Genomic DNA, 20,217 nt, shown 5'->3' with positions numbered 1-20,217 from the left:
AGAGCGGTTATCGCCCGCCACGACGAGGCTCCCGGTCCGTGTGCACGAATGTCGACCCGGTAGGCAACGCCGCCGCCGCGCCGACTCCGACAGCGAGAGGAACCGAGATGACGCGGCTTGCCACACAACGAGGTGTCGGTGGACCAGAGGCGGTGCCGCGGGACGGCCGGCGCTGGGCCGGGCGGTGGATCGGGGCGGCCACGGCGGTCGTGCTGGCGGCCGTCGGGCTCGCCGCACCGGCGTCGGCCGTCGCGGACACCACGTTCGACGTGGACATCCGGGTCTCCGGCCCCGGGAAGGTCACGGGAGAGGGCAGCTACGAGGCCGGCGACACCGTCCAGCTGACGGCGACCCCGGCGCGGTCCCACGTCTGGGGCGGCTGGACGTCGGCGGAGCTCGACTGGATCGGCGCCCGGGTCGACTCGTTCACGATGCCCGCCGGCGACGTCGTCCTCGAGACCACGTTCCGGCGTCAGATGGCCCCGCTCAAGGAGGTGTACCGGGACTACTTCGACGTGGGCAACATCTACTCGAACCCGGGGACCTACCAGGCCGGGTCGCCGGCCTCGGAGACGATCGCGCGGCACTACAACGTCATGACGGCCGAGAACAACATGAAGCCGGACCAGCTGCTGCCGAACGACAACATCGACCCCGTCACCGGCGCGTTCACGTTCGACTTCAGCGCCGCCGACGCCTTCGTCGACCAGACGCTCGCGCGTGGCATGAAGGTCCACGGGCACGTGCTCGTGTGGCACGGCCAGTCGCCACCGCGGATCAACAGCGGCACGACGGGCGGCACGCGGGCCCAGGCCAAGGCCAACATGGAGCGGTACATCAAGGAGGTGCTGACGCACTTCCGGGGGCGGACCGTCTCCTGGGACGTCGTCAACGAGGCGTTCGTCGACGGGCTCGCGGAGTTCGACCCCGAGACGCAGGACTGGCGCGACTTCCTGCGCGGCGGCCCCAACGGCGGCTTCTCCAACTGGTACAACGCCTACGCAAACGGCGCGGACACGGCGGCCGGCGAGCACCCTGCGGACTTCCTGTACGACGCGTTCGTGTACGCGCGCACCTACGGCCCGGAGACGCGGCTCGAGTACAACGACTTCAACGTCTTCCAGTCCGAGGGCAAGGCGCAGGCCATCATCGCGATGGCCACGGACCTCAACGCGCGCTACGCCGCTGAGCACCCGGAGGACCCGCGACCGCTCGTCGAGGCCCTCGGCATGCAGTCGCACAACTACATCAACCAGACGCCGGCGTTCGCCTGCTCCGACCTCACGCGCCTGCCCCGGCTCGTGGAGGACTCCGCGCAGGAGTGGCAGCCGGGGGCGTGCTCGGACGAGGCGTCCGTGGAGCGGTCGATCCAGCTCATCATCGAGGCGGGCTTCTCGGTGAGCATCAGCGAGCTGGACCTGCAGGTCTGGGAGGCGTGGAACGGCCAGCCCGAGGGTGACGACCGGTCGGCGTACCGCGACCTGACCGACCCGTCCGTCAAGGACCGCATCTCCCGCGGCGAGTTCGACTACTGGGTCGGCAAGATCGAGAACCGCGCCGAGCTCGAGGCGATCCAGGCGCAGCGGTTCGCCGAGTACTTCGCCGTCTACAAGAAGTACTCCACGGACATCAACCGCGTGACGTTCTGGGGGCTGACCGACCAGCTCAGCTGGCGGTCCACCCACAACCCGCTGATCTTCAACAGCGACTTCTCCGAGAAGCTCGGCGCGGCGGCCGTCGCCGACCCCGAGGGCTGGCTCGGCATCCGCAAGCCGATCACCGACACCTCGGCGCTCGAGGAGACCGTCGCGCAGGCCGAGGCACTGGACCTGCGTGGGCACACCTACACCGGCAAGAGCCTGGGCGCGGTGAAGAAGGCCCTGGGCGGCGCCAAGGCCGCCCTCGCCAAGGGTGCCTCGCAGGCCAAGGTGAACGAGGCCACCGCAGCGCTCGTTGCCGCGGTCGCCGCGCTGGAGCGTAAGGAGCCCCACCGCCCGAGGAAGTGACGGCCGCACTCACCACCGGGTCCCCGCAGGAGCAGGAGCGAACCAGCCCTTGTTCCTGCGGGGCCCCGTCGGTAGGCGGCCCGACGCTCGGGTCTACCTGAGTGGCGCAGAGCACGCTCGCACTTCACCGGCTTCCCCGTAAACTGGTGCCAGCTCAGGGGCAGTTTTCCGTGTGTGGGGTGGGGCGCACGGGGCACTCGACGCACCCGGAGCACCTCCCTTGACGCAACAGCTCGCGCCCACGCGCGCGGAATCACTCACCCCTGCCCCCTCGGCCCGCTTCTCGCTGCCTGCCGCGGGCGGCCTGCCGTTCCTGGCCACGGCGCTCACCGGCCGGATCCCGTCCTCGATGATCCAGCTGGGCCTCCTGATGTTCGTGGCCTCGTCCGGGCTCGGTGTCGGGCTCGGCGGCGTGACCGTCGCGGCCGTCGGCATCGGCACCGCCGTCGGGGCGCCCCTCGTGGGACGCAGCGTCGACCGCTGGGGTCCGCTGCCCGTCGTCGTCGTGGCGACCCTCGTGCAGGTGACCGGGCTGCTCGCGGTCCTGGAGGCCACCCAGCGGGACGCCGCGATGTGGGCGGTGGTCCTGTGTGCCGGCGTGGTCGGGGCGGCGAACCCGCAGGTCGGGTCGATCGCCCGGTCGCGGTGGTCGCACCTCGGACGTCGCAGCGGGGGACCGGACCTCGTGCACCGCGCGATGGGGTACGAGGTCGCGGCCGACGAGGTCGGCTTCATCGTCGGCCCCGTCGCTGCCGGCCTGCTCGTGGCGCTGCTGGGACCGGTGCCCGCGCTCTGGGTGCTGATCGGCCTGGCGGTGCTCGGACAGGGCGCCTTCGCGGTGTACCTGTGGACCGACCGTGCGGACTGGCCGCGGCACCGCACCACCGCGTCGGGCGAGCGGCACGCCCGCGCGCGCCTGCGGCTGGCGCCCCTCGTCGCGCCGATGCTCGCGTGCCTCGCCGTGGGGGCGGCGTTCGGCTCGACGCAGACCGCGCTCACCGCCGTGAACACCCTGCGCGGCACCGAGGAGCTCACCGGTCTCCTGTACGCCTGCGTGGGGCTCGGCAGCGCGATCGCGAGCCTGTGGATCACCCGGCTCGTCCGGGGCGGGAACATCGCCGTCCGGGTGATCGCCGGGGGTGCGGCAGTGCTGGCCGGCGCGCTGGGTCTGACGACGCTGCCCGGTGCGTGGGGCGCGGCGGCGTTCGCGCTCGTGCTCGGCGCCGGTGCCGGGACGCTGCTGGTGAGCAGCTACGCCCGTGCCGAGCAGGTGGCTCCGCCGCAGCTGGTCGCCTCCACGATGTCTCTGCTCGCCACCGCGCTGGTGCTCGGGCTGTCCGCGGGAGCGGCGACCAGCGGGGCGCTGGCCGGCACCGTGGAGCACGCCTTCTGGCCCGCTGCCGCGGCGGGCGTCATCGGGATCTGTGCCGGGGTCGGGCTCCGCACCCGTGGTCGTCGCACCCGGTCCTGATGCGCGGGTGGCCGTCGCACCGCACGGCCGACGGACGCCCTCACGCGGGGATGGGCGGGCTCGGTCCACGCGAGCCCGCCCATCCCGGTTCAGTACCGGTCGTCAGCCGTCAACGCTGCAGCGTCAACAGACCCGGCCGGTACGGCAGACGACCGTAGTCACCGCCGGAGCTCGGCGACCGCCCCTGGTACAGCAGCTGCAGGTTGCAGGGGTCGATGGTCATCGTCTGGTCGTTGCTCGAGCGGATGAGCTCGCCGTGGCTGATGTCGTTCGTCCACGTCGCGCCGCTGTTGGCCTTGCCCGCGAACGGGTTGCTCTCCGTCGCCGCCTGAGGCGTCCACGAGCCGGACAGGCTGGTGGCGGTGAACGAGCGGAAGTACCGGCCGTTGGCGCCGATGGCCTCGACGATCATCAGGTACTGGTTCTGGCCCTGGACCTTGTAGACCTGCGGAGCCTCGAACAGGTTGTTCGTGGTGTCGCTCATGATCGTGGTGTACGAGGAACCGAAGTTGCCCGGGAAGTTCCCGATCGGCATGCTCGCCCGGTAGATCTTCCCGTTGTCACCGGCGAAGAACAGGTACATGTTCGTGCCGTCGCCGATGAGCGCCTGGTCGATCGGACCCGTCCCGGACCCGGTGATGCTGCCCGTGAACAGGGTCTGGGGGGCCGACCACCCGTTGGGGTTGGTCGGGTCGGACGAGGTCCGGTAGGAGAACGCCGGGCCACCCCACTGGTAGGCGAGCACCCAGATGTTCTTGGGTGCGAAGTAGAACAGCGACGGGGCCACCGTCGCCGACGACATGGCGTTCTGCGACGCGGAGGCCATGTCGGACCAGTTGGAGAAGAGGCTGAAGTTCATCGAGCCCCAGGTCGAACCGTTGTCGTGGGTGGTCGCGTAGACCAGGTGCCGGCCGTTGTACTCGGCCGTGGTGAAGTCCTTGAGGGACGCCCAGCCCGACCTCGGGGTGGCGAGCACGCCCGTGGATGACCACCGGTAGCTCGACGGCAGGGTGCAGCCGGTGGGCGGCGGGTCGGTGGGTGTGGTGCCGCCGAGGCGGACCAGCTGCCACTGCTGGTTGGCGCCGTTCCAGTCGGCGTACTGCACGACGTTGGCGCCGTCGGCGGTGGAGGCGCCCTGGACCTCGACGGCCTTGCCGCTGTGGCGGGCGATGAGCTGGATGTAGCCGTCGATGTCCTGGATGGAGAACTGCTGGTTGGTGGAGTTGGCGTCGGACCACTGGATGACGGCGGCGCCGTCGGCGGTGGACCGGCCCGAGATGTCCAGGACCTTGCCGGACAGGCGTGACTTGAGCCGGTAGTAGCCGCCGCCGGACTCGACGAACTGCCACTGCTGCTGGGCGCCGTCGTTGCGGGACCACTGGGTGATGCGGGCGCCGTCGGTGGTGGCCAGGTTGTACACGTCCAGGGCCTTGCCGCTGGTGCGGTTGACCAGCACGTAGGACGCCGAGGGGTCGATCGACGCGGCACTCGCCGCCGGCGCCGCGACCACCGCGATCGCGCCGGTGGCAGCCATGCCGAGCGCGACGACCAGCGCCTGCCAGCGACGCTGCAGACTGGGGCTTCTTCTCACGGGTCTCACTCCTTCGGTGGGCGCGAGGGTGGGGCGCCGGGTCGGCGCCCCACCCCTGGTGCGGGTGTCGGTCAGCCGACGCGGACGAGCTGCCACTGCTGGTTGGCGCCGTTCCAGCTGCTGTACTGCACGATGTTGGCGCCGTCCGCCGTCGAGGCGCCCTGCACCTCGAGGGCCTTGCCGCTGTTGCGGCTGATCAACGTGGCGTACCCGTCGGTGATGGTGGCGCGCCACTGCTGGTTGGCACCGTTGTTGTCGGTCCACTGCACGATGGCGGCGCCGTCTGCCGTGGACCTGGCGGAGACGTCCAGGTTCTTGCCCGAGAGCCGGGACCGGATCTCGTAGTGCCCGTCGCCGGTGCTGACGAACTGCCACTGCTGCTGGTTGCCGTTGTTCCGGCTCCACTGGGTGATGCGGGCACCGTCGTTGGTGGCCAGGTTGTACACGTCCAGCGCCTTGCCGCTGTTGCGGTTGACCAGCACGTACCAGGCGCCGGTGTCGATCGACGACGAGCCGCCGTCGCCGCCACCGTTGTTGCCGGCGTTGAGGGCGTTCAGGACGGAGGTGTAGGCGGCCTTCTTGTTGCCGGAGGCGTCGAAGAGCAGGGGGTTGGCTCCGGTGCGCCAGGAGTCGGAGTCGCGCACGCCCCACACGGTGATGCCGGTGCAGCGTGAGACGGCGAGGCAGGCGTTGGTCACGGCCGCGTACATGTTGGCCTGGTTGCCACCCTGCTGGATGTCGAGCTCGGTGATCTGCACGTCCACGCCCAGGTCGGCGAAGCGTTGCAGGTTGGCCTGGAAGTCCCCGGGCATGCTCGTGCCGAGGTGGGCCTGGAACCCGACGCAGTCGATCGGCACGCCGCGGGACTTGAAGTCGCGGACCATGTTGTAGATGCCGGTGGACTTCGCGTTGATGCCGTCGGTGTTGTAGTCGTTGTAGCAGAGCTTGGCGCCGGGGTCGGCGGCGCGGGCGGCGCGGAACGCGGCCTCGATCCAGTCGTTGCCGGTGCGCTGCAGGCTCGAGTCGCGACGGCTGCCGCGACCGTCGTCGGCGAAGGCCTCGTTGACCACGTCCCAGGAGTGGATCTTGCCGCGGTAGTAGGTCGCGACCTTGGTGACGTGGTTGATCGCGGCGTTGCGCAGGGCGCTGCCGGACAGGTTCTGCGCCCAGCCGGGCATCTGGGCGTGCCACAGCAGGGCGTGGCCGCGGACCTGCTTGCCGTTGCTGCGGGCCCAGTTCACGATCTGGTCGCCGCGGCTGTAGCTGAACTGGTTCTGGTTCGGCTCGGTGGCGTCCCACTTCATCTCGTTCTCGGCCGTGATCATGTTGAACTCACGGTTCGCGATCCCGATGTACGTCGAGTCACTCATCCGACCCGCCGCGATCGCGGTGCCGAAGTACCGGCCCTTCTCGGCCGCCGACGCACCGAGCGTCGAGGCCGCCTGGGCCGGGTTGGCCAGTGCGACGAACATCGTGAGCACCATCCCGGTGGTGGCGGCGAGCGCTGCCGCCTGCCGCCTCCATCCGGGTCGGTGCGGTTGCGGGGGCGTCGTGCGCATGGTGGCTCGCTCTCTGTCGGGACGGCACGCGGGCGCGCGCCGTCGAGGGGGTGTCCGCGTGCCCGGTCAGGGCGTAGTCAGGTCGAAGCTGCGGACCGTCACTGCTCCGCCGAGTGCCTGGGTGGCGTAGTTGAAGATCCCGAACCGGTAGCCCATGAAGAACTCCCACGAGTTGTTCAGGACGAAGGCGGGGCCGAGCGGCACGAACGTGGTGCCGTTGGTGCTGTACGAGAACGTCGCGGTCCGACCGGAGCCCGGACGGATGTCGGCCGTGGCCCGCAGCCAGATCCGGCCACCGGACACCCCCGCCGACGCGCGCTCGACGCCGGTGCCGGTGGTCGCCCACGAGCTGTTCATCGTGAGCCCGTCGGTCATCACCACCCGGGTGGTCCCGTTGGTCCTGACCACGCCGATCCACGCCGAGGACTGCCGCAGCATCGCCAGCCCGGACCGGTCCCCGTCGGCCATGGCCGAGTAGTCCAGCTCGATCGTCGCCGTCGACGACGGACCCTGGATCCTGTGCGTGAGCGTGTTCCGGGCGTTGTACAGGTCGTTGGTGACCGTGGCGGTCTGCAGCCGCAGCCCGTTGCTCACGCTGAACCGGCTGGTGTCCGGGTTGTGGTTCCACTCCCACCGGTGGCCCAGCGCGGGACCGGCGAACGTGTCCCTGCCGATCATCGACGCGACCGTCTTGGTCGTCGTGATGTTGGGCCGGTTGTACGTGGTGCCCCAGCGGCCGTTCACGGTCTGCACGGAGGGCCAGCCGTCGGCGCTCCAGCTGATCGGGGCCAGGGTCGGCATCCGCCCACCCGGGTAGGCGTCGGTGAACGCCATGTACCACCAGTCGCCGGCCTGCGTCTGGACGAGACCGCCCTGGTGCGGCACCCCGCCGCCCGAGATGGGGCCGGGCAGGTCGAGCAGCACCTGCCGCATCTCGTACGGACCGAAGGGCGAGCTGGACCGCAGCACGTACTGGCCGTTGGCCGGCCGGGTGAGCCAGATGTAGTAGTAGCCGTTGCGCTTGTAGAACCGGGCGCCCTCGAGGGTGCCGACGCTCGACGGCGTCTGGAACACCTGCTGCGCGCGCACCTGCGCCGTGCCGTCGGCGTTGAGCTGGGCGACGCTGATCGTGCCGTTGCCGTAGGCCACGTACATCGTGTCGTTGTCGTCGATCAGCAGGCCGGCGTCGTAGTAGCAGCCGTTGATCCGCGCCTTCTTGGACCAGGCGCCGTCCACCGCGGCGGCGGTGTAGACGTACGTGCGGTTGAACTCCGTGCAGCCGAGCCAGTAGTAGGTGCTGTTGCTGGCGCGGTAGCCCAGCGTCGACGCCCAGATCCCCTTGACGTACTTGCGCCCGCCGGTGAGGTCGTAGCCGCTGTCGTCGAAGTCGAGCCGGGGGACCGAGTGCCCCGCGTACTCCCAGTTGACCAGGTCGTACGACCGCAGGATCGGGGCGCCGGGTGAGTAGTGCATGGTCGACGCCGAGTAGTAGTAGGCGTCACCGACCCGGATGATGTCGCCGTCGGCGAAGTCCTGCCAGACGACCGGGTTGGTGAACGTCCCGGTGGGTGGCGGGTTGGTGGTGCCGCCGAGGCGGACCAGCTGCCACTGCTGGTTGGCGCCGTTCCAGTCGGCGTACTGCACGACGTTGGCGCCGTCGGCGGTGGAGGCGCCCTGGACCTCGACGGCCTTGCCGCTGTGGCGGGCGATGAGCTGGATGTAGCCGTCGATGTCCTGGATGGAGAACTGCTGGTTGGTGGAGTTGGCGTCGGACCACTGGATGACGGCGGCGCCGTCGGCGGTGGACCGGCCCGAGATGTCCAGGACCTTGCCGGACAGGCGTGACTTGAGCCGGTAGTAGCCGCCGCCGGACTCGACGAACTGCCACTGCTGCTGGGCGCCGTCGTTGCGGGACCACTGGGTGATGCGGGCGCCGTCGGTGGTGGCCAGGTTGTACACGTCCAGGGCCTTGCCGCTGGTGCGGTTGACCAGCACGTAGGACGCCGAGGGGTCGATCGACGCGGCACTCGCCGCCGGCGCGGTGGACATGGCGACCATCCCGCTCAGGGCGACGGTGAGGGTGAGCAGGGCGGTCGTCGAGCGACGTCGCCCGTGGGACCGGCGTGGGCGCAAGCTGGACCGTTCGACATCGTTGTCGCTCATGGTCGTCTCCGGGTGCTGACGTGAGGAGCTCAGGGCGTCCCCGTGTTAGCGCTAACACCAGGACTCGGACACTGTGGCACGCGGCGATACCGGCTTGACCGGGTGCAAAACGATTAATGCGGCGCGGGCGTCGAACGTCAGGCCGACGCGCGCAGCACCGTCAGCGGCAGCGCCGCCCGGGCGTGGACCGGCACGACAGGCCGGTGCGGGCGGACCGGCGCGAGCCGCCGGTAGGGCTCCCCCATCGCGGGTCGCGGGTCGGTCTCGCCCGCGTTCGGCCACAGGGAGCACGCCCGCTCGGCCTGCGCGGTGATGGTGAGCGAGGGGTTGACGCCCAGGTTCGCGGAGATGGTCGACCCGTCCATGACGTGCAGCCCGGGGTACCCGAAGGCCCGGTGGTACGGGTCGATGACCCCGGTCGAGGCGTCCGCGCCGATCGTGCAGCCACCCAGGAAGTGCGCCGTCATGGGCACGTCGGCGACCTCTCCGAGGGTGCTCATCGGGATGCCGTCCAGGTGGTGGGCCATCCGTCGGTACGCGGCGTTGGCCTGCGGGATCCAGGTGGGGTTGGGCTCGTCGTCACCGGGGGTCGACGTCAGCCGCCACCGTCGCGTCCAGGTGCGACGCGGGCCGACGGTGAGCGATGCGCCGCCGGTCTGCATGACCAGCCCGATGACGGCGCGGTCCGACCAGGACCGCAGCCCGGTCAGCACGGACAGTGCGTGCGCCGGGTGCCGGGCCACCTGCCCCAGCCACCGGACCCAGCGGGGCACCCGCCCGCCGCCGTCGGTGAGGACGGTGCCGAGGAGGGCCATGAGGTTGGAGCCGTGCCCGTAGCGCACCGGCTCCAGGTGGGTGCGCTCGTCCAGCCACACCGACGACGTGATCGCGACGCCGCTGTTGACGCGCGGTCCCGGCACCCGTGCGCGCCGCGCCGCTCCGCCCAGCGCCTCGGAGTTCGTCCGGGTCAGGTGACCGAGCCGGTCGGACAGGTGCGGCAGGGTGCCGTCGGCCTTGAGCCGGTGGAGCAGCTCCTGCGTACCCCAGGCACCGGCGGAGACGACCACCTGGTCGGCGAGCAGGGTCGTGCCCGGCCGGCGCCGGCCGGTCGGGACGGTGCCGACGTCCCAGCGCCCGTCGGATCGCGGCACGAGCGACGTGACCGTGGTGTCGGGGACGATCGACGCACCGGCGCGCTCGGCGAGCCACAGGTAGTTGGTCTCCAGCGTGTTCTTGGCACCGTGCCGGCAGCCGGTCATGCACTCGCCGCACTCCAGGCACCCGCGGCGCTGCGGCCCGACCCCGCCGAAGAACGGGTCCGGCACCGGCGCGCCCGGCGGGCCGAAGACGACGCCGACGGGCGCCTGTCGGTAGGTGCCCTCGACCCCCAGGTCGCGAGCGACGGCCCGGACCACGTCGTCGGCGGGCGTCACCGTCGGGTTCTCGACGACGCCGAGCATGCGCCGGGCCTGGTCGTAGTGCGGCGCGAGCTCGCTGCGCCAGTCGGTGACCGACGCCCAGTGCGGGTCACGGTAGAAGTCGTCCGAGTCCGGCTGGTACAGCGTGTTGGCGTACACCAGCGAGCCGCCGCCCACCCCGGCCCCGGCGAGCAGGACGACGTCCGGCAGGACATGGATCCGCTGGATGCCGTGGCAGCCCAGGCGCGGCGCCCACAGGAACCGCCGCACGTCCCACGACGTGCGCGGCAGCGTCTCCGGGGTGAACCGCCGGCCCGCCTCGACGACGGTGACGCGGTAGCCCTTCTCGGCCAGGCGCAGCGCGGCGACCGCCCCGCCGAACCCGGAGCCGACGACGACCACGTGGGGGCCCGTCACGTCGGACATCGCTCACCCCCAGGCGTCGGCGCAGGTCGGGAGGCCGAGGATAGCCTTGTCGGGCAGCGACGACCGTCGCTGGTCCCGGAGGTGGACGGATGGCGGCAGAGGTCGAGGTCACGAGAGCGCAGGCCCTCGCCTGGCGGATGTCCCGGCAGCAGCTGGCTCCTGTCGGCACGGCAGCGGCCGAGGACGTCGTGCGCCGGCTCACTGCCGTGCCAGCCCAGTCCGACGTCGAGCTCGCCATCCGGAGCCGGCAGCAGACCTCCCGGCCGGGCGAGGTGGCCCAGGCCGTCGCCGACGGGCGGATCCTGCGGACCTTCGCGTTCCGCGGTGCGGTGCACCTGCTCACGCCCGAGGACGGGGGCACGTACCTCGCGCTGCGGGCGGCCGGCCGCCAGTGGGAGCTGCCGAGCTGGCAGGAGTACTACCGCCTGGCTCCTGAGGACTGGCCGGACTTCCGGACCGCGGTCCTCGAGGCCCTCGACGACCACCCGCTGACTCCCGGCGAGCTGGGCGCGGCGCTGGCCGCCGGGTCGCGGTACGGACACCTGCGTCCGATCTTCGACGCGGACCCGTGGGCCCTCCTCAAGGCGCTCGCGTGGCAGGGTGACCTGGCCTTCGGCCCGCCGCGGGACGGGCGACCGACGTTCCGGCCGCTGTCCCGCAACCCGCGCTGGGCGGGTGTCCCGGAGCTCGCCGACGCCGGTCCACGTGCGATCGAGGCGTACGTGCGCGCGTACGGTCCGACGACGCCCGACCACCTGCAGTACTGGCTCGGGGCCGGACTGAGCGCGGGTCGCAAGCGGATCCAGACGTGGCTGGACGACCTGAGCGGTCGGCTCGCCCCCGTCGTCGTGGACGGCACGGCGTCGTTCGTGCTGGCGGAGGACGTCGGCGAGCTCGCCGGGACCGGTCCGACCGACACCGTGCGCCTGCTGCCTGCGTACGACCAGTGGGTGCTCGGTCCGGGCACCGCGGATCCGGACGTCGTCCCGCCCGCGCACCGCTCGCTGGTCAGCCGGGGCGCGAACATCGTGGTCGCCGGTGGGGTCGTCGTCGGGACGTGGTCCACGAGTGACGACGACCTGAACCTCGCGCTGTTCGCCGACGTGACCCGCCCGGCGTCGGACGCGCTCGACGAGGGGATCGCTCGGCTGGTCTCCCTCCTCGACCGACCGCTGCGGACGACGGTCACGGTCGGCTAGGTGTTCACCAGGGCAGGGTGCCGGTCTCGTCCTGAAGCGTCCCCGTCGGACCGGTCGCGTCCAGCGTGGCCAGGCGCACGACGACCCGGGCACTCTCGTGCGCCGGACGCCCGATGCCGAACGCCGCGGTCATGTCGGTGGCGGTGGTCCCCGGCTCGACGGCGTTGAACCTGATGCCCGGGTGCGCCTTGGCGTACTGCACCGTCAGCATGGTGGCGGCGGCCTTGGACGCCGAGTAGAGCGGGAACGGCAGACCGAACTCCGGCCGCTCGGGGTTGTTCACCGCCCAGAACGACCCGGCGCTGCTGGAGATGGTGACCACGTTCGGGTGGGCCGACCTGCGCAGCAGCGGCAGCGCGGCCTCGGTGACCCGCACGATCCCCACCGCGTTGGTGTCGAAGGCGCGCAGGGCCGACGGGCCGTCGAGCACGGACTCCAGGACGCCCGCGTTGTGCACGAGGACGTCGAGGCGGCCCTCGGCCGCGTCGATCTCCGTCAGTGCGCGGGCCACGGAGACATCGTCGGTGACGTCGAGCTGCACGAACCGCGCGCCGAGCTCGGCGGCGGCCTTCTTGCCGCGCTCGGTGTCCCGGGCGCCGATGTAGACGTCGTGCCCCAGGTCCAGGAGCTGTCGGGCGGTCTCGAATCCGATGCCCTTGTTGGCGCCGGTGATCAGTGTGACGGTCATGGTTCGACGCTAGGAGCGGCACGCCGGCACACCCAGTGCCCCGCCCAGCCTGGGGTGTGACAGGACCCTCTCTCACCGCTGCGCGCCGGATTAGGGTCACGACGTGAGCGAGTCGACGAATGCCCTCGGCGCCTACCTGCGCGCCCGGCGCGAGCTGGTGACGCCGCAGCAGGCCGGCATCCCCGAGTCCGGTGTGCGACGCGTGCCGGGGCTGCGGCGCGAGGAGGTCGCCATGCTCGCCGGCATCAGCGCCGACTACTACCTGCGGCTGGAGCGCGGCCGCGACCGCCACCCGTCCGTCCAGGTGCTCGAGGCCATCGCCCGCGTGCTGCAGCTCGACGACGACCACTTCGCGCACCTGATGACCCTCGTCGCCGAGGTCCCCCGGCAGCGCAGGCGCCGGCCGCGCAAGGAGACGCCACCCGCGGGGATGCTCAAGCTCCTCGACTCCCTGCCGCAGCCCGCGTTCATCGAGGACCGGTACTTCGACATCCTGGCCGCCAACCGCCTGGCGACCGCGCTCTCGCCGGGGCTGGCCGTCGGGGGCAACCAGCTGCGTGACCTGTTCCTGGACCCGGCCGAGCAGGCGTTGCACCCGGAGTGGGAGAACGTCACCGAGTGCTTCGTCGCCAACCTGCGACAGGCCGTGGGCACCGACGTCGACGACCCGCGGTTCATCGAGCTGACCGGCGAGCTCACGCTGGCGAGCCCGCGGTTCCGCCAGCTCTGGGCACGCCACGAGGTGCGCGGGCAGCGCGGGACGCCCCTGCGGATCAACCACCCCCAGGTCGGCGGGATGACGCTCAACCGGGAACGGCTCGCCATCAGCGGCACCGCCGGTCTCATGCTCGTCGTCTACCACCCGGACGCCGGCTCCGGCGATGCGGACCGGCTGGCGCTCCTGGCCTCGGCCACCCTGCCGACCTCGGCCGGCGAGCGCGATGTCGCGAGGCAGACGTGACGACGATCGGCATCATCGGCGCTCGCCGGTGAGCGCGCAGGAGCGCCGTGGTCGCCGTGCGGCGACAGGTCGTCCGGGAGCGCCGCGCCGCTGATCCTGCTCGGCCAACGCGGCGGCGGCGGTCCGGAAGGACTGGATGACCGCGACCTGCGAGACTCCCTGCAGGGCGCGCCGTTCACCGTTACGAGCGCTGCGCTCGAGCTCGGTGTCGCTGGGGTCGCGCCCTTCGAGCAGGCACGTCAGCACGACGAGGACATACTCCCGGTTGCGCTCGGACAGGTCGTTGCGGTCCAGGAGCAGCTCGGAGTAGCTGGGGACGGCCGTGTGGATGCGGCTCATCCGTGTCCTGACGGTCGGTGCACGGGACCACCGTAGGTCGTGACGATGGGCTCGATGGACGACGCGGCACGTGCCGCGACCAGCTGGAGCAGGAAACCGGGAGGAAGGGACGACGTGACGATCCGAGTGGGGTACAAGGCATCGGCGGAGCAGTTCGACCCGCGCGAGCTGGTCGAGCTCGCGGTGGCGGCCGAGGCGCACGGGATGGACAGCGTCGCGGTGAGCGACCACTTCCAGCCCTGGCGACACGAGGGTGGGCACGCGCCGTCGTCGCTCGCGTGGCTGGCGGCGGTGGGTGAGCGGACCAGCACGATCCAGATCGGCACGAGCGTGCTGACGCCGACGTTCCGCTACAACCCGGCGGTGCTGGCGCAGGCGTTCGCGACGCTCGGCGTGCTGTACCCGGGGCGTGTGTTCCTGGGCGTCGGCACCGGTGAGGCCCTCAACGAGGTCGCCACCGGGTTCCGGGGGGCGGGAGAGCAGGTCTGGCCCGAGTTCAAGGAGCGGTTCGCGCGGCTGCGCGAGGCGGTCGAGCTCATGCGGGCGCTGTGGCGCGAAGACCGCGTGAGCTTCCGCGGCGAGTACTACTCGACGCACGACGCGTCGATCTACGACCGCCCCGAGGGTGGCGTGCCGGTCTACGTGGCGGCCGGCGGCCCCGTCGTGGCGCGCTATGCGGGCCGTGCGGGTGACGGGTTCATCTGTACGTCCGGCAAGGGCATGGAGCTGTACACCGAGAAACTGCTGCCCGCCGTGCGCGAGGGGGCCGAGGCGGCGGGGCGCGACGTCGACGCGGTGGACCGCATGATCGAGATCAAGGTGTCGTACGACCCGGACCCGCACCAGGCGCTGGAGAACACACGCTTCTGGGCGCCGCTGGCGCTGAGCAAGGAGCAGAAGCACGACATCACCGACCCGGTCGAGATGGAGCGCGCCGCCGACGCGCTGCCCATCGAGCAGATCGCGTCGCGGTGGATCGTCGGCTCCGACCCGGACGAGGTCGTCGAGGCGGTGCGGCCGTACGTCGAGGCCGGCCTGGACCACCTGGTGCTGCATGCCCCGGGCCACGACCAGCGGCGCTTCCTCGAGCTGTGCGAGCGCGACCTTGCGCCACGCCTGCGGGCGCTGTAGTGCGGGCGGCTCACTGATCCTGCTGGTCGTCGGCCGGCGGGTCGGCGTCGTTCGTGTGGAACGTGCCGGAGAACGACACGGGCGAGCCGACCTCCACGGTGAAGGGCTCCCCGTAGTGGCTCGCGGTCAGAGGCGGCCCGCTGCGTACGGTGTACGTGACCCGGCCGGCCTGGATCTCCACCTCGAGCTCCGAGCCGCGGATCCGCAGCGGGAAGCGCAGGAGCCGGCACCGCGTCGGCAGCATCGGGGCGAACCGGGTGCCGCGCCACCGGTAGCCGGCGAAGCCCAGCACCAGTGCCATCCACGTGCCCCCGGCGGACGCGACGTGCACGCCGTCGCGCAGGTTGCCGGCCGTGTCCGCGGTGTCGAGCGCGGCCGCGTCCACCAGGTACTCCTCGGCGGTGCGGAACTTGCCGACGGCCACGGCGGCGATCGTCTGGATGCACTCGGACAGCGACGAGTCACCCGTGGTCAGCGGGTCGTAGTACTCGAAGATCCGGCGCCGCTGCTCCGGGGTGAACCGGTCCGGCAGCAGCACCGTGGCCAGCACGACGTCGGCCTGCTTGATGACCTGGTGCCGGTAGATGACCAGCGGGTGGAAGTGCAGCAGGAGCGGGTACTTGTCCGGCGGGGTGTTGGCGAAGTCCCACAGCGGCAGCTCGAGGAAGTTCTCGTCCTGCAGGTGCACGCGGGCGAGCTCGTCGTACGGGACGAACATCCGCTGGGACGCGCGCCGCCACCGGCCCTCCTCGTCGTCACGGAGCCCGATGCGCTCCACCAGGTGCTGGAAATCCACGGGGACCTCCGCCCGCATCCGGGCGACGGCGTCGGCGGCCCCCCGCAGGTTCGCGGCGGCCATGACGTTCGTGAAGAGGTTGTTGTCGACGACCGTCGAGTACTCGTCCGGTCCGGTGACCTTGTGGATCACGAACTGGCCCTGGTGCCGGGCGGAGAAGAACCCGAGATCCACCCACATCCGGGCCGTCTCGACGAGCAGCTCGACGCCGTGCCGGAACAGCAGCTCGATGTCGCCGGTGACCTCGACGTACTGCCCGAGCGCGTACGCGATGTCGGCGTTGATGTGGTACTGGGCGGTGCCCGCGGCGTAGTACGCCGACGCCTCCTGGCCGTTGATGGTCCGCCACGGGAACAGCGCCCCGGAGCAGCCCACCTCGGCGGCCCGCCGCCGCGCCTCGGGGAGCATGCGGACGCGGTGGATGAGCAGGCTGCGTGCCACGTCGGGCGCGGTGTGGATGAGGAACGGCAGCATGTACGCCTCCGTGTCCCAGAAGTAGTGACCCTCGTAGCCCGTCCCGGTCAACCCCTTGGAGGGCACGCCGTGCCCCTCGCTGCGCCACGTCGCCTGCAGCAGCGCGAACTGGCTGACGTGCAGCGACTGCTGGGCGGCGCTGGCTCCTTCCCAGACGATCTCGCTGCGACGCCAGAAGTCGCTCAGCTCACGCTCGTGCTCCTCGACGACGACGTCCCGTCCTGCCTCCCGTGCCTGGTGCAGCGTGAGCCGCGCGCGCGCGGCCAGCGCCGCGGAGTCCTCCGGCCCGTAGTGGTAGGCCAGCAGCTTCGTGAGCCCGACGGGTGCCCCGACCTGTGCGTCCACCTCGACCACGACGTACGCCCGTGCCGCGTCGACGAAGGTGCGTACGTGCGTGACTGCCGGGGCGTCGAGGACGTGGTGCATCCCTGCCGCCACCGCGAGCCCGCTGCTCGGCGCCCGGTAGGTCCGCACCACGCGCAGTCCGTCGACGAGCTCTACGTCCGGCTCGAGCGCACCACGGAACGTGCGGCCGCGCCGTGGATCCAGCATGGCGTCCTCGTCGGCCGCTGGTGCCGGCGTCACGAGCTCGGACGCGACCAGCAGCCGACCCGGGGCGTCCAGCGCGGTGACCTCGTACCGGATCATCGCCAGGTGGCGGCGGGCCAGGGAGACCATGCGCTCGGTGTGCACCTGGAACCGGCGGCCGTCGCGCAGCTGGTAGACGACCGTGCGGGTCAGCACCCCGCGGCGGGTGTCCAGGGCGCGCTCGAACTCGCCGATCATCGTGGTCTCGCCCGTCACCGGCTCGTCGTCGACGAGCAGACGGATCGTCGTGCCGTCCGGCACGGGCAGGATCGTCTGCCCCGTCTTCGCGAACCCGAAGGCCGACTCGGGGTACACGATCGGCCACGTCTCGTGGAACCCGTTGAGCAGGGTGCCCGGGTTGAACGACGGCGTTCCCTCGTCGAACGAGCCACGGATGCCGAGATAGCCGTTGGACAGGGCGAACAACGCCTCGGTCTGCGGGACCGACTCCGGGTTGTACGCCCGCTCAACCAGCCGCCAGGGGTCGGCCGGGTACTCGCCGTACGTGGCGATGATGCGCCGCGCCGCTGCCAGCAGATGATGGCGGCGAGGTCCGGAGCGGTGCACCGCGTCGTCGGGGGGTGCCAGCATCTCGCCGAGGTCGTCGACCACGATGTCGGCGCCGTTCGCGCGCAGCTCGTCGGCGTGATGGTCCCGGTTGACGCCGATGACGAGCCCGAACCCTCCGGCCCGGCCGGCGGCCACGCCCGAGAGCGCGTCCTCGACGACGACGGTCCGTTCCGGCGTCGTGCCCAGCCGGCGCGCGCCCTCCAGGAAGCCGTCCGGTGCGGGCTTCCCGGCCAGGCCCAGCTCGAGCGAGGTCTCGCCGTCGACCCGGGCGTCGAACAGGTTGGCGATACCCGCCGCCTCCAGCACGGCCTCGCAGTTGCGGCTGCTCGACACGACGGCCGTCTGAAGCCCGGCCTCCCGGAGCTCGCGGACCCACGCGACCGACCCGGGGAACGCCTCGACCCCGTGCCGCGCGATCTCGTCCTCCACGAGGATCTGCTTGCGGTTCCCGAGCCCCCACTCGGACAGCTCGTCGGCCGGTGAGTCCGGCGTCCCGGGCGGCAGCGTGATCCCGCGCGACGCCAGGAAGTCGCGCACCCCGATCTGGCGGGGCTTGCCGTCGACGGCTGACGCGTAGTCCGACTGTTCGTCGAACGGCGCGAGATGGGTGCCGTGGGTGGCGTTCCACTCGGCGAGGAACTCGTCGAACATGCGCTTCCACGCCGCCGCGTGGACCGTTCGCGTGGTGGTGAGCACCCCGTCGAGGTCGAACAGGACGGCGTCGAAGGCGCGCTGTGTGACGGGCGAGGGCATGTCGATCCTCCGCGGCCGACGCCCGCGACCGCCCGGCTGGCCGTTCAGCCGGGTCGGAGCGCCTTGTCCGATCGTCCTGACTCGGGCACACCCTGGCAACCGGGGCAGCCGGGAGATCGGGCGGGCACCCTGACTCCGACTTAGCCTGCAGGCGTGGCGCTACAACCCCTCGATGCACCCTCCCCACGGCACGCACGTCGCGGAGGGCGGGTCGGTCGCGTTCGCCTCGTGGCGCTCGTCGGGCTTGCGGTGGGGTGCCTCAGCGCGGGGTCCCTGGCGGCGGTCGCGCTCGACGACCCGGCGGTCCAGCAGGTCGCGGAGCCGACGCGCGCACGGGTCGCTGCCACCCCGACGCCCACGCCCACCCCCGCCTGCACCCCGGCGCCGCTGGAGCAGCGGGCCGCCGCGACCCTCGTCGTGGGCCTGCCGGGGATCCGCGACGCGGGTGAGCCGCTCGCCCAGGAGGTGATCGCGCTGGGCGTCGGGGGCGTCTTCCTCTCGGAGAGCAACGTCGCCTCCGGTGAGCAGGTGGCCGCACTGTCGGCCGGCCTGCGCAGTGCGGCCGGCCGGCCGCTCCTGATCTCGACCGACGAGGAGTCGGGGCGCGTCGCACTCATGCGCGACGTCGTCGGTGAGGGTCCGTCGCCGCGCAGGATGGCGCAGCGGGGCACCCCTGAGGACGTGCGGGCACGGGCCGCCGCGACGGGCACCGCGCTCGCCGGTGTGGGGGTCGACCTGGACCTGGCGCCCGTCCTGGACCTCGATGACGGGCCGTCCGGGGGCGTCATCGGAGACCGGTCGTTCAGTGCGGACCCGGCCATCGCCGCGGACTACGGGCTGGCGTACGCGGCGGGCCTGACCGACGGTGGGGTGACCCCCACCGTGAAGCACTTCCCCGGCCACGGCCGCTCGGCCGTCGACTCGCACGAGGAGTCCTCGCTCGTCGAGGCGGGTGTGGACGAGCTGCGGGCGACCGACCTGGTCCCGTTCCAGCGGGCGATCGACGCGGGCGCACCCGTCGTGATGCTCAACCACCTGCAGTACGCGGCCCTCGACCCGGACCTGCCCGCCTCCCTGAGCCCACGCGCCTACGCGCTGCTGCGGGAGATGGGTTTCGAGGGCGTCGCGATCACCGACTCCGTCGGCATGGGCGCGGTCAACCTGCGCTGGGACTTCCCGGCCGCCGCCGTCGCCGCGGTCGGGGCGGGCGCGGACGCCGTGCTCACGACCGACGGCCGCAACGCCGTGCGGATGCGGGACGCCCTCGTCGCGGCGGTGCACGCGGGAGGGCTGCCCGAGGAGCGGCTGTCCGAGGCGGCTGCGCGGGTGACCGCGCTCGCGGGCGGGGACCCGATGGCGATGTCCTGCCTCGACGTGGACCTGCCGACCCTGATCACGGACTGACGGAACGGTCGTCGCGAACCAGCGAAGGAGCACACTCGTGGGCGCACCGGCCGTCCTCCTGCTGCTGGCCCACCCGCGCAGCGACAGCTACAACCACGCCCTGGCGCACCGGCTGCGGGTGGCGCTGGAGCGGGAGGGCGCCCAGGTGCAGTTCCACGACCTGTACGCCGAGCGGTTCGACCCGCTCCTGCGACCCGAGGAGTCGTACGTCGTCGGACGCGGGCTCGACGTGAGCGACAGCGACCCGCTGCTGGCGCTGCACCGCGCCGAGGTCGCTGCGGCCGACGCCCTGGCCGTGGTGCACCCGAACTGGTGGGGCAAGCCGCCGGCGATCCTCGCGGGATGGCTCGACCGTGTCCTGCTGCCGGGCGTCGCCTACCACCTGCCCGACGCGGGTGGGCGTCCCGAGGTGCTGCTCCGCATCCGTCAGCTCCTCGTGGTGAACACCACCGACACTCCGGCGCAGCGCGAGCGGGACACCTTCGGCGACCCGCTCGCCGACATCTGGGAACGCTGCGTCGGCACCTACCTGGCTCCCGCCGACGCACCCGCCCGCGTCCGTCGCCAGGTGCTGGCCGGCGTCCACGAGGTCGACAACGAGCAGCGGCGCGCATGGCTCGACGAGGTCGACGAGGCCGGTAGCCGGCTGGCGCGCGACCTGCGGTGACCGGCTGGGGCAC

The 20,217-nt window shown here is 71.9% G+C and carries 14 protein-coding genes; 7 read left to right on the top strand and 7 right to left on the bottom strand.

The window, feature by feature from the left end; genetic code table 11:
- Nucleotides 1-152: 152 nt before the first annotated feature.
- Nucleotides 153-2,006, top strand: coding sequence for an endo-1,4-beta-xylanase (locus KG102_RS18340; RefSeq protein ID WP_213363016.1), 1,854 nt, complete (start codon nt 153-155; stop codon nt 2,004-2,006).
- Nucleotides 2,007-2,226: 220 nt separating this feature from the next.
- Nucleotides 2,227-3,477 carry an MFS transporter gene (locus KG102_RS18335; protein WP_208289830.1) on the top strand — a complete coding sequence of 417 codons (1,251 nt, stop codon included), beginning with the start codon at nt 2,227-2,229 and terminating at the stop codon, nt 3,475-3,477.
- A 109-nt stretch (nt 3,478-3,586) separates the two neighbouring features.
- Here KG102_RS18335 and KG102_RS18330 read toward each other — a convergent pair whose 3' ends face one another.
- The 4 genes from KG102_RS18330 to KG102_RS18315 all read right to left on the bottom strand — a co-directional run bounded on the left by KG102_RS18330 (nt 3,587) and on the right by KG102_RS18315 (nt 10,634).
- Complete coding sequence (locus KG102_RS18330; protein ID WP_249667394.1) at nt 3,587-5,068, bottom strand: non-reducing end alpha-L-arabinofuranosidase family hydrolase; 1,482 nt, start codon at nt 5,066-5,068, stop codon at nt 3,587-3,589.
- Between the two features lie 71 nt (nt 5,069-5,139).
- Entirely contained in the window at nt 5,140-6,627 is a 1,488-nt protein-coding gene (locus tag KG102_RS18325) for an endo-1,4-beta-xylanase (protein ID WP_213363015.1), read from the bottom strand.
- Between the two features lie 66 nt (nt 6,628-6,693).
- Nucleotides 6,694-8,790 (bottom strand): family 43 glycosylhydrolase, encoded by a 2,097-nt coding sequence (locus KG102_RS18320; protein WP_213363014.1) that lies wholly within the window; start codon nt 8,788-8,790, stop codon nt 6,694-6,696.
- A 137-nt stretch (nt 8,791-8,927) separates the two neighbouring features.
- Entirely contained in the window at nt 8,928-10,634 is a 1,707-nt protein-coding gene (locus KG102_RS18315; RefSeq protein ID WP_208290122.1) for a GMC family oxidoreductase, read from the bottom strand.
- A gap of 89 nt (nt 10,635-10,723) precedes the next feature.
- Here KG102_RS18315 and KG102_RS18310 point away from each other — a divergent pair, with 89 nt between their 5' ends.
- Entirely contained in the window at nt 10,724-11,833 is a 1,110-nt protein-coding gene (locus KG102_RS18310; RefSeq protein WP_208290123.1) for a DNA glycosylase AlkZ-like family protein, read from the top strand.
- A 4-nt stretch (nt 11,834-11,837) separates the two neighbouring features.
- Here the strand turns inward: KG102_RS18310 and KG102_RS18305 are convergent, their stop codons facing one another.
- Nucleotides 11,838-12,521: an SDR family NAD(P)-dependent oxidoreductase gene (locus KG102_RS18305; RefSeq protein WP_208290124.1), complete on the bottom strand. Its 684-nt coding sequence runs from the start codon at nt 12,519-12,521 to the stop codon at nt 11,838-11,840.
- Between the two features lie 103 nt (nt 12,522-12,624).
- Between KG102_RS18305 and KG102_RS18300 the strand changes: the two genes are divergently transcribed.
- Nucleotides 12,625-13,482 carry a helix-turn-helix domain-containing protein gene (locus KG102_RS18300; RefSeq protein WP_208290125.1) on the top strand — a complete coding sequence of 286 codons (858 nt, stop codon included), beginning with the start codon at nt 12,625-12,627 and terminating at the stop codon, nt 13,480-13,482.
- Between the two features lie 12 nt (nt 13,483-13,494).
- Here KG102_RS18300 and KG102_RS18295 read toward each other — a convergent pair whose 3' ends face one another.
- Entirely contained in the window at nt 13,495-13,821 is a 327-nt protein-coding gene (locus KG102_RS18295) for a hypothetical protein (RefSeq protein WP_208290126.1), read from the bottom strand.
- A gap of 114 nt (nt 13,822-13,935) precedes the next feature.
- Between KG102_RS18295 and fgd the strand changes: the two genes are divergently transcribed.
- On the top strand, nt 13,936-14,952 hold the full coding sequence (gene fgd / locus KG102_RS18290) for a glucose-6-phosphate dehydrogenase (coenzyme-F420) (RefSeq protein ID WP_208214713.1): 1,017 nt from the start codon (nt 13,936-13,938) through the stop codon (nt 14,950-14,952).
- 10 nt (nt 14,953-14,962) lie between these two features.
- Here fgd and KG102_RS18285 read toward each other — a convergent pair whose 3' ends face one another.
- Entirely contained in the window at nt 14,963-18,133 is a 3,171-nt protein-coding gene (locus KG102_RS18285; RefSeq protein ID WP_208290128.1) for an HAD-IA family hydrolase, read from the bottom strand.
- Between the two features lie 228 nt (nt 18,134-18,361).
- Here KG102_RS18285 and KG102_RS18280 point away from each other — a divergent pair, with 228 nt between their 5' ends.
- Nucleotides 18,362-19,537 (top strand): glycoside hydrolase family 3 N-terminal domain-containing protein, encoded by a 1,176-nt coding sequence (locus KG102_RS18280; RefSeq protein ID WP_208290129.1) that lies wholly within the window; start codon nt 18,362-18,364, stop codon nt 19,535-19,537.
- A 37-nt stretch (nt 19,538-19,574) separates the two neighbouring features.
- Nucleotides 19,575-20,204, top strand: coding sequence for an NAD(P)H-dependent oxidoreductase (locus tag KG102_RS18275; RefSeq protein ID WP_208290130.1), 630 nt, complete (start codon nt 19,575-19,577; stop codon nt 20,202-20,204).
- Nucleotides 20,205-20,217 lie beyond the last annotated feature (13 nt).

Origin of the sequence: Cellulomonas fengjieae, assembly GCF_018388465.1 — a bacterium.
GTDB classification, from domain to species: Bacteria; Actinomycetota; Actinomycetes; order Actinomycetales; family Cellulomonadaceae; genus Cellulomonas; species Cellulomonas fengjieae.
Note: the sequence above shows the minus strand (reverse complement) of the source record. Positions and strands in the feature narration are given on the sequence as shown.

Coding starts and splice junctions, on each gene's coding strand:
- KG102_RS18305 (WP_208290124.1), bottom strand. CDS start 12,521: ATGACCGTCACACTGATCACCGGCGCCAACAAGGGCATCGGATTCGAG.
- KG102_RS18310 (WP_208290123.1), top strand. CDS start 10,724: ATGGCGGCAGAGGTCGAGGTCACGAGAGCGCAGGCCCTCGCCTGGCGG.
- KG102_RS18295 (WP_208290126.1), bottom strand. CDS start 13,821: ATGAGCCGCATCCACACGGCCGTCCCCAGCTACTCCGAGCTGCTCCTG.
- KG102_RS18285 (WP_208290128.1), bottom strand. CDS start 18,133: ATGCCCTCGCCCGTCACACAGCGCGCCTTCGACGCCGTCCTGTTCGAC.
- KG102_RS18325 (WP_213363015.1), bottom strand. CDS start 6,627: ATGCGCACGACGCCCCCGCAACCGCACCGACCCGGATGGAGGCGGCAG.
- KG102_RS18315 (WP_208290122.1), bottom strand. CDS start 10,634: ATGTCCGACGTGACGGGCCCCCACGTGGTCGTCGTCGGCTCCGGGTTC.
- KG102_RS18320 (WP_213363014.1), bottom strand. CDS start 8,790: ATGAGCGACAACGATGTCGAACGGTCCAGCTTGCGCCCACGCCGGTCC.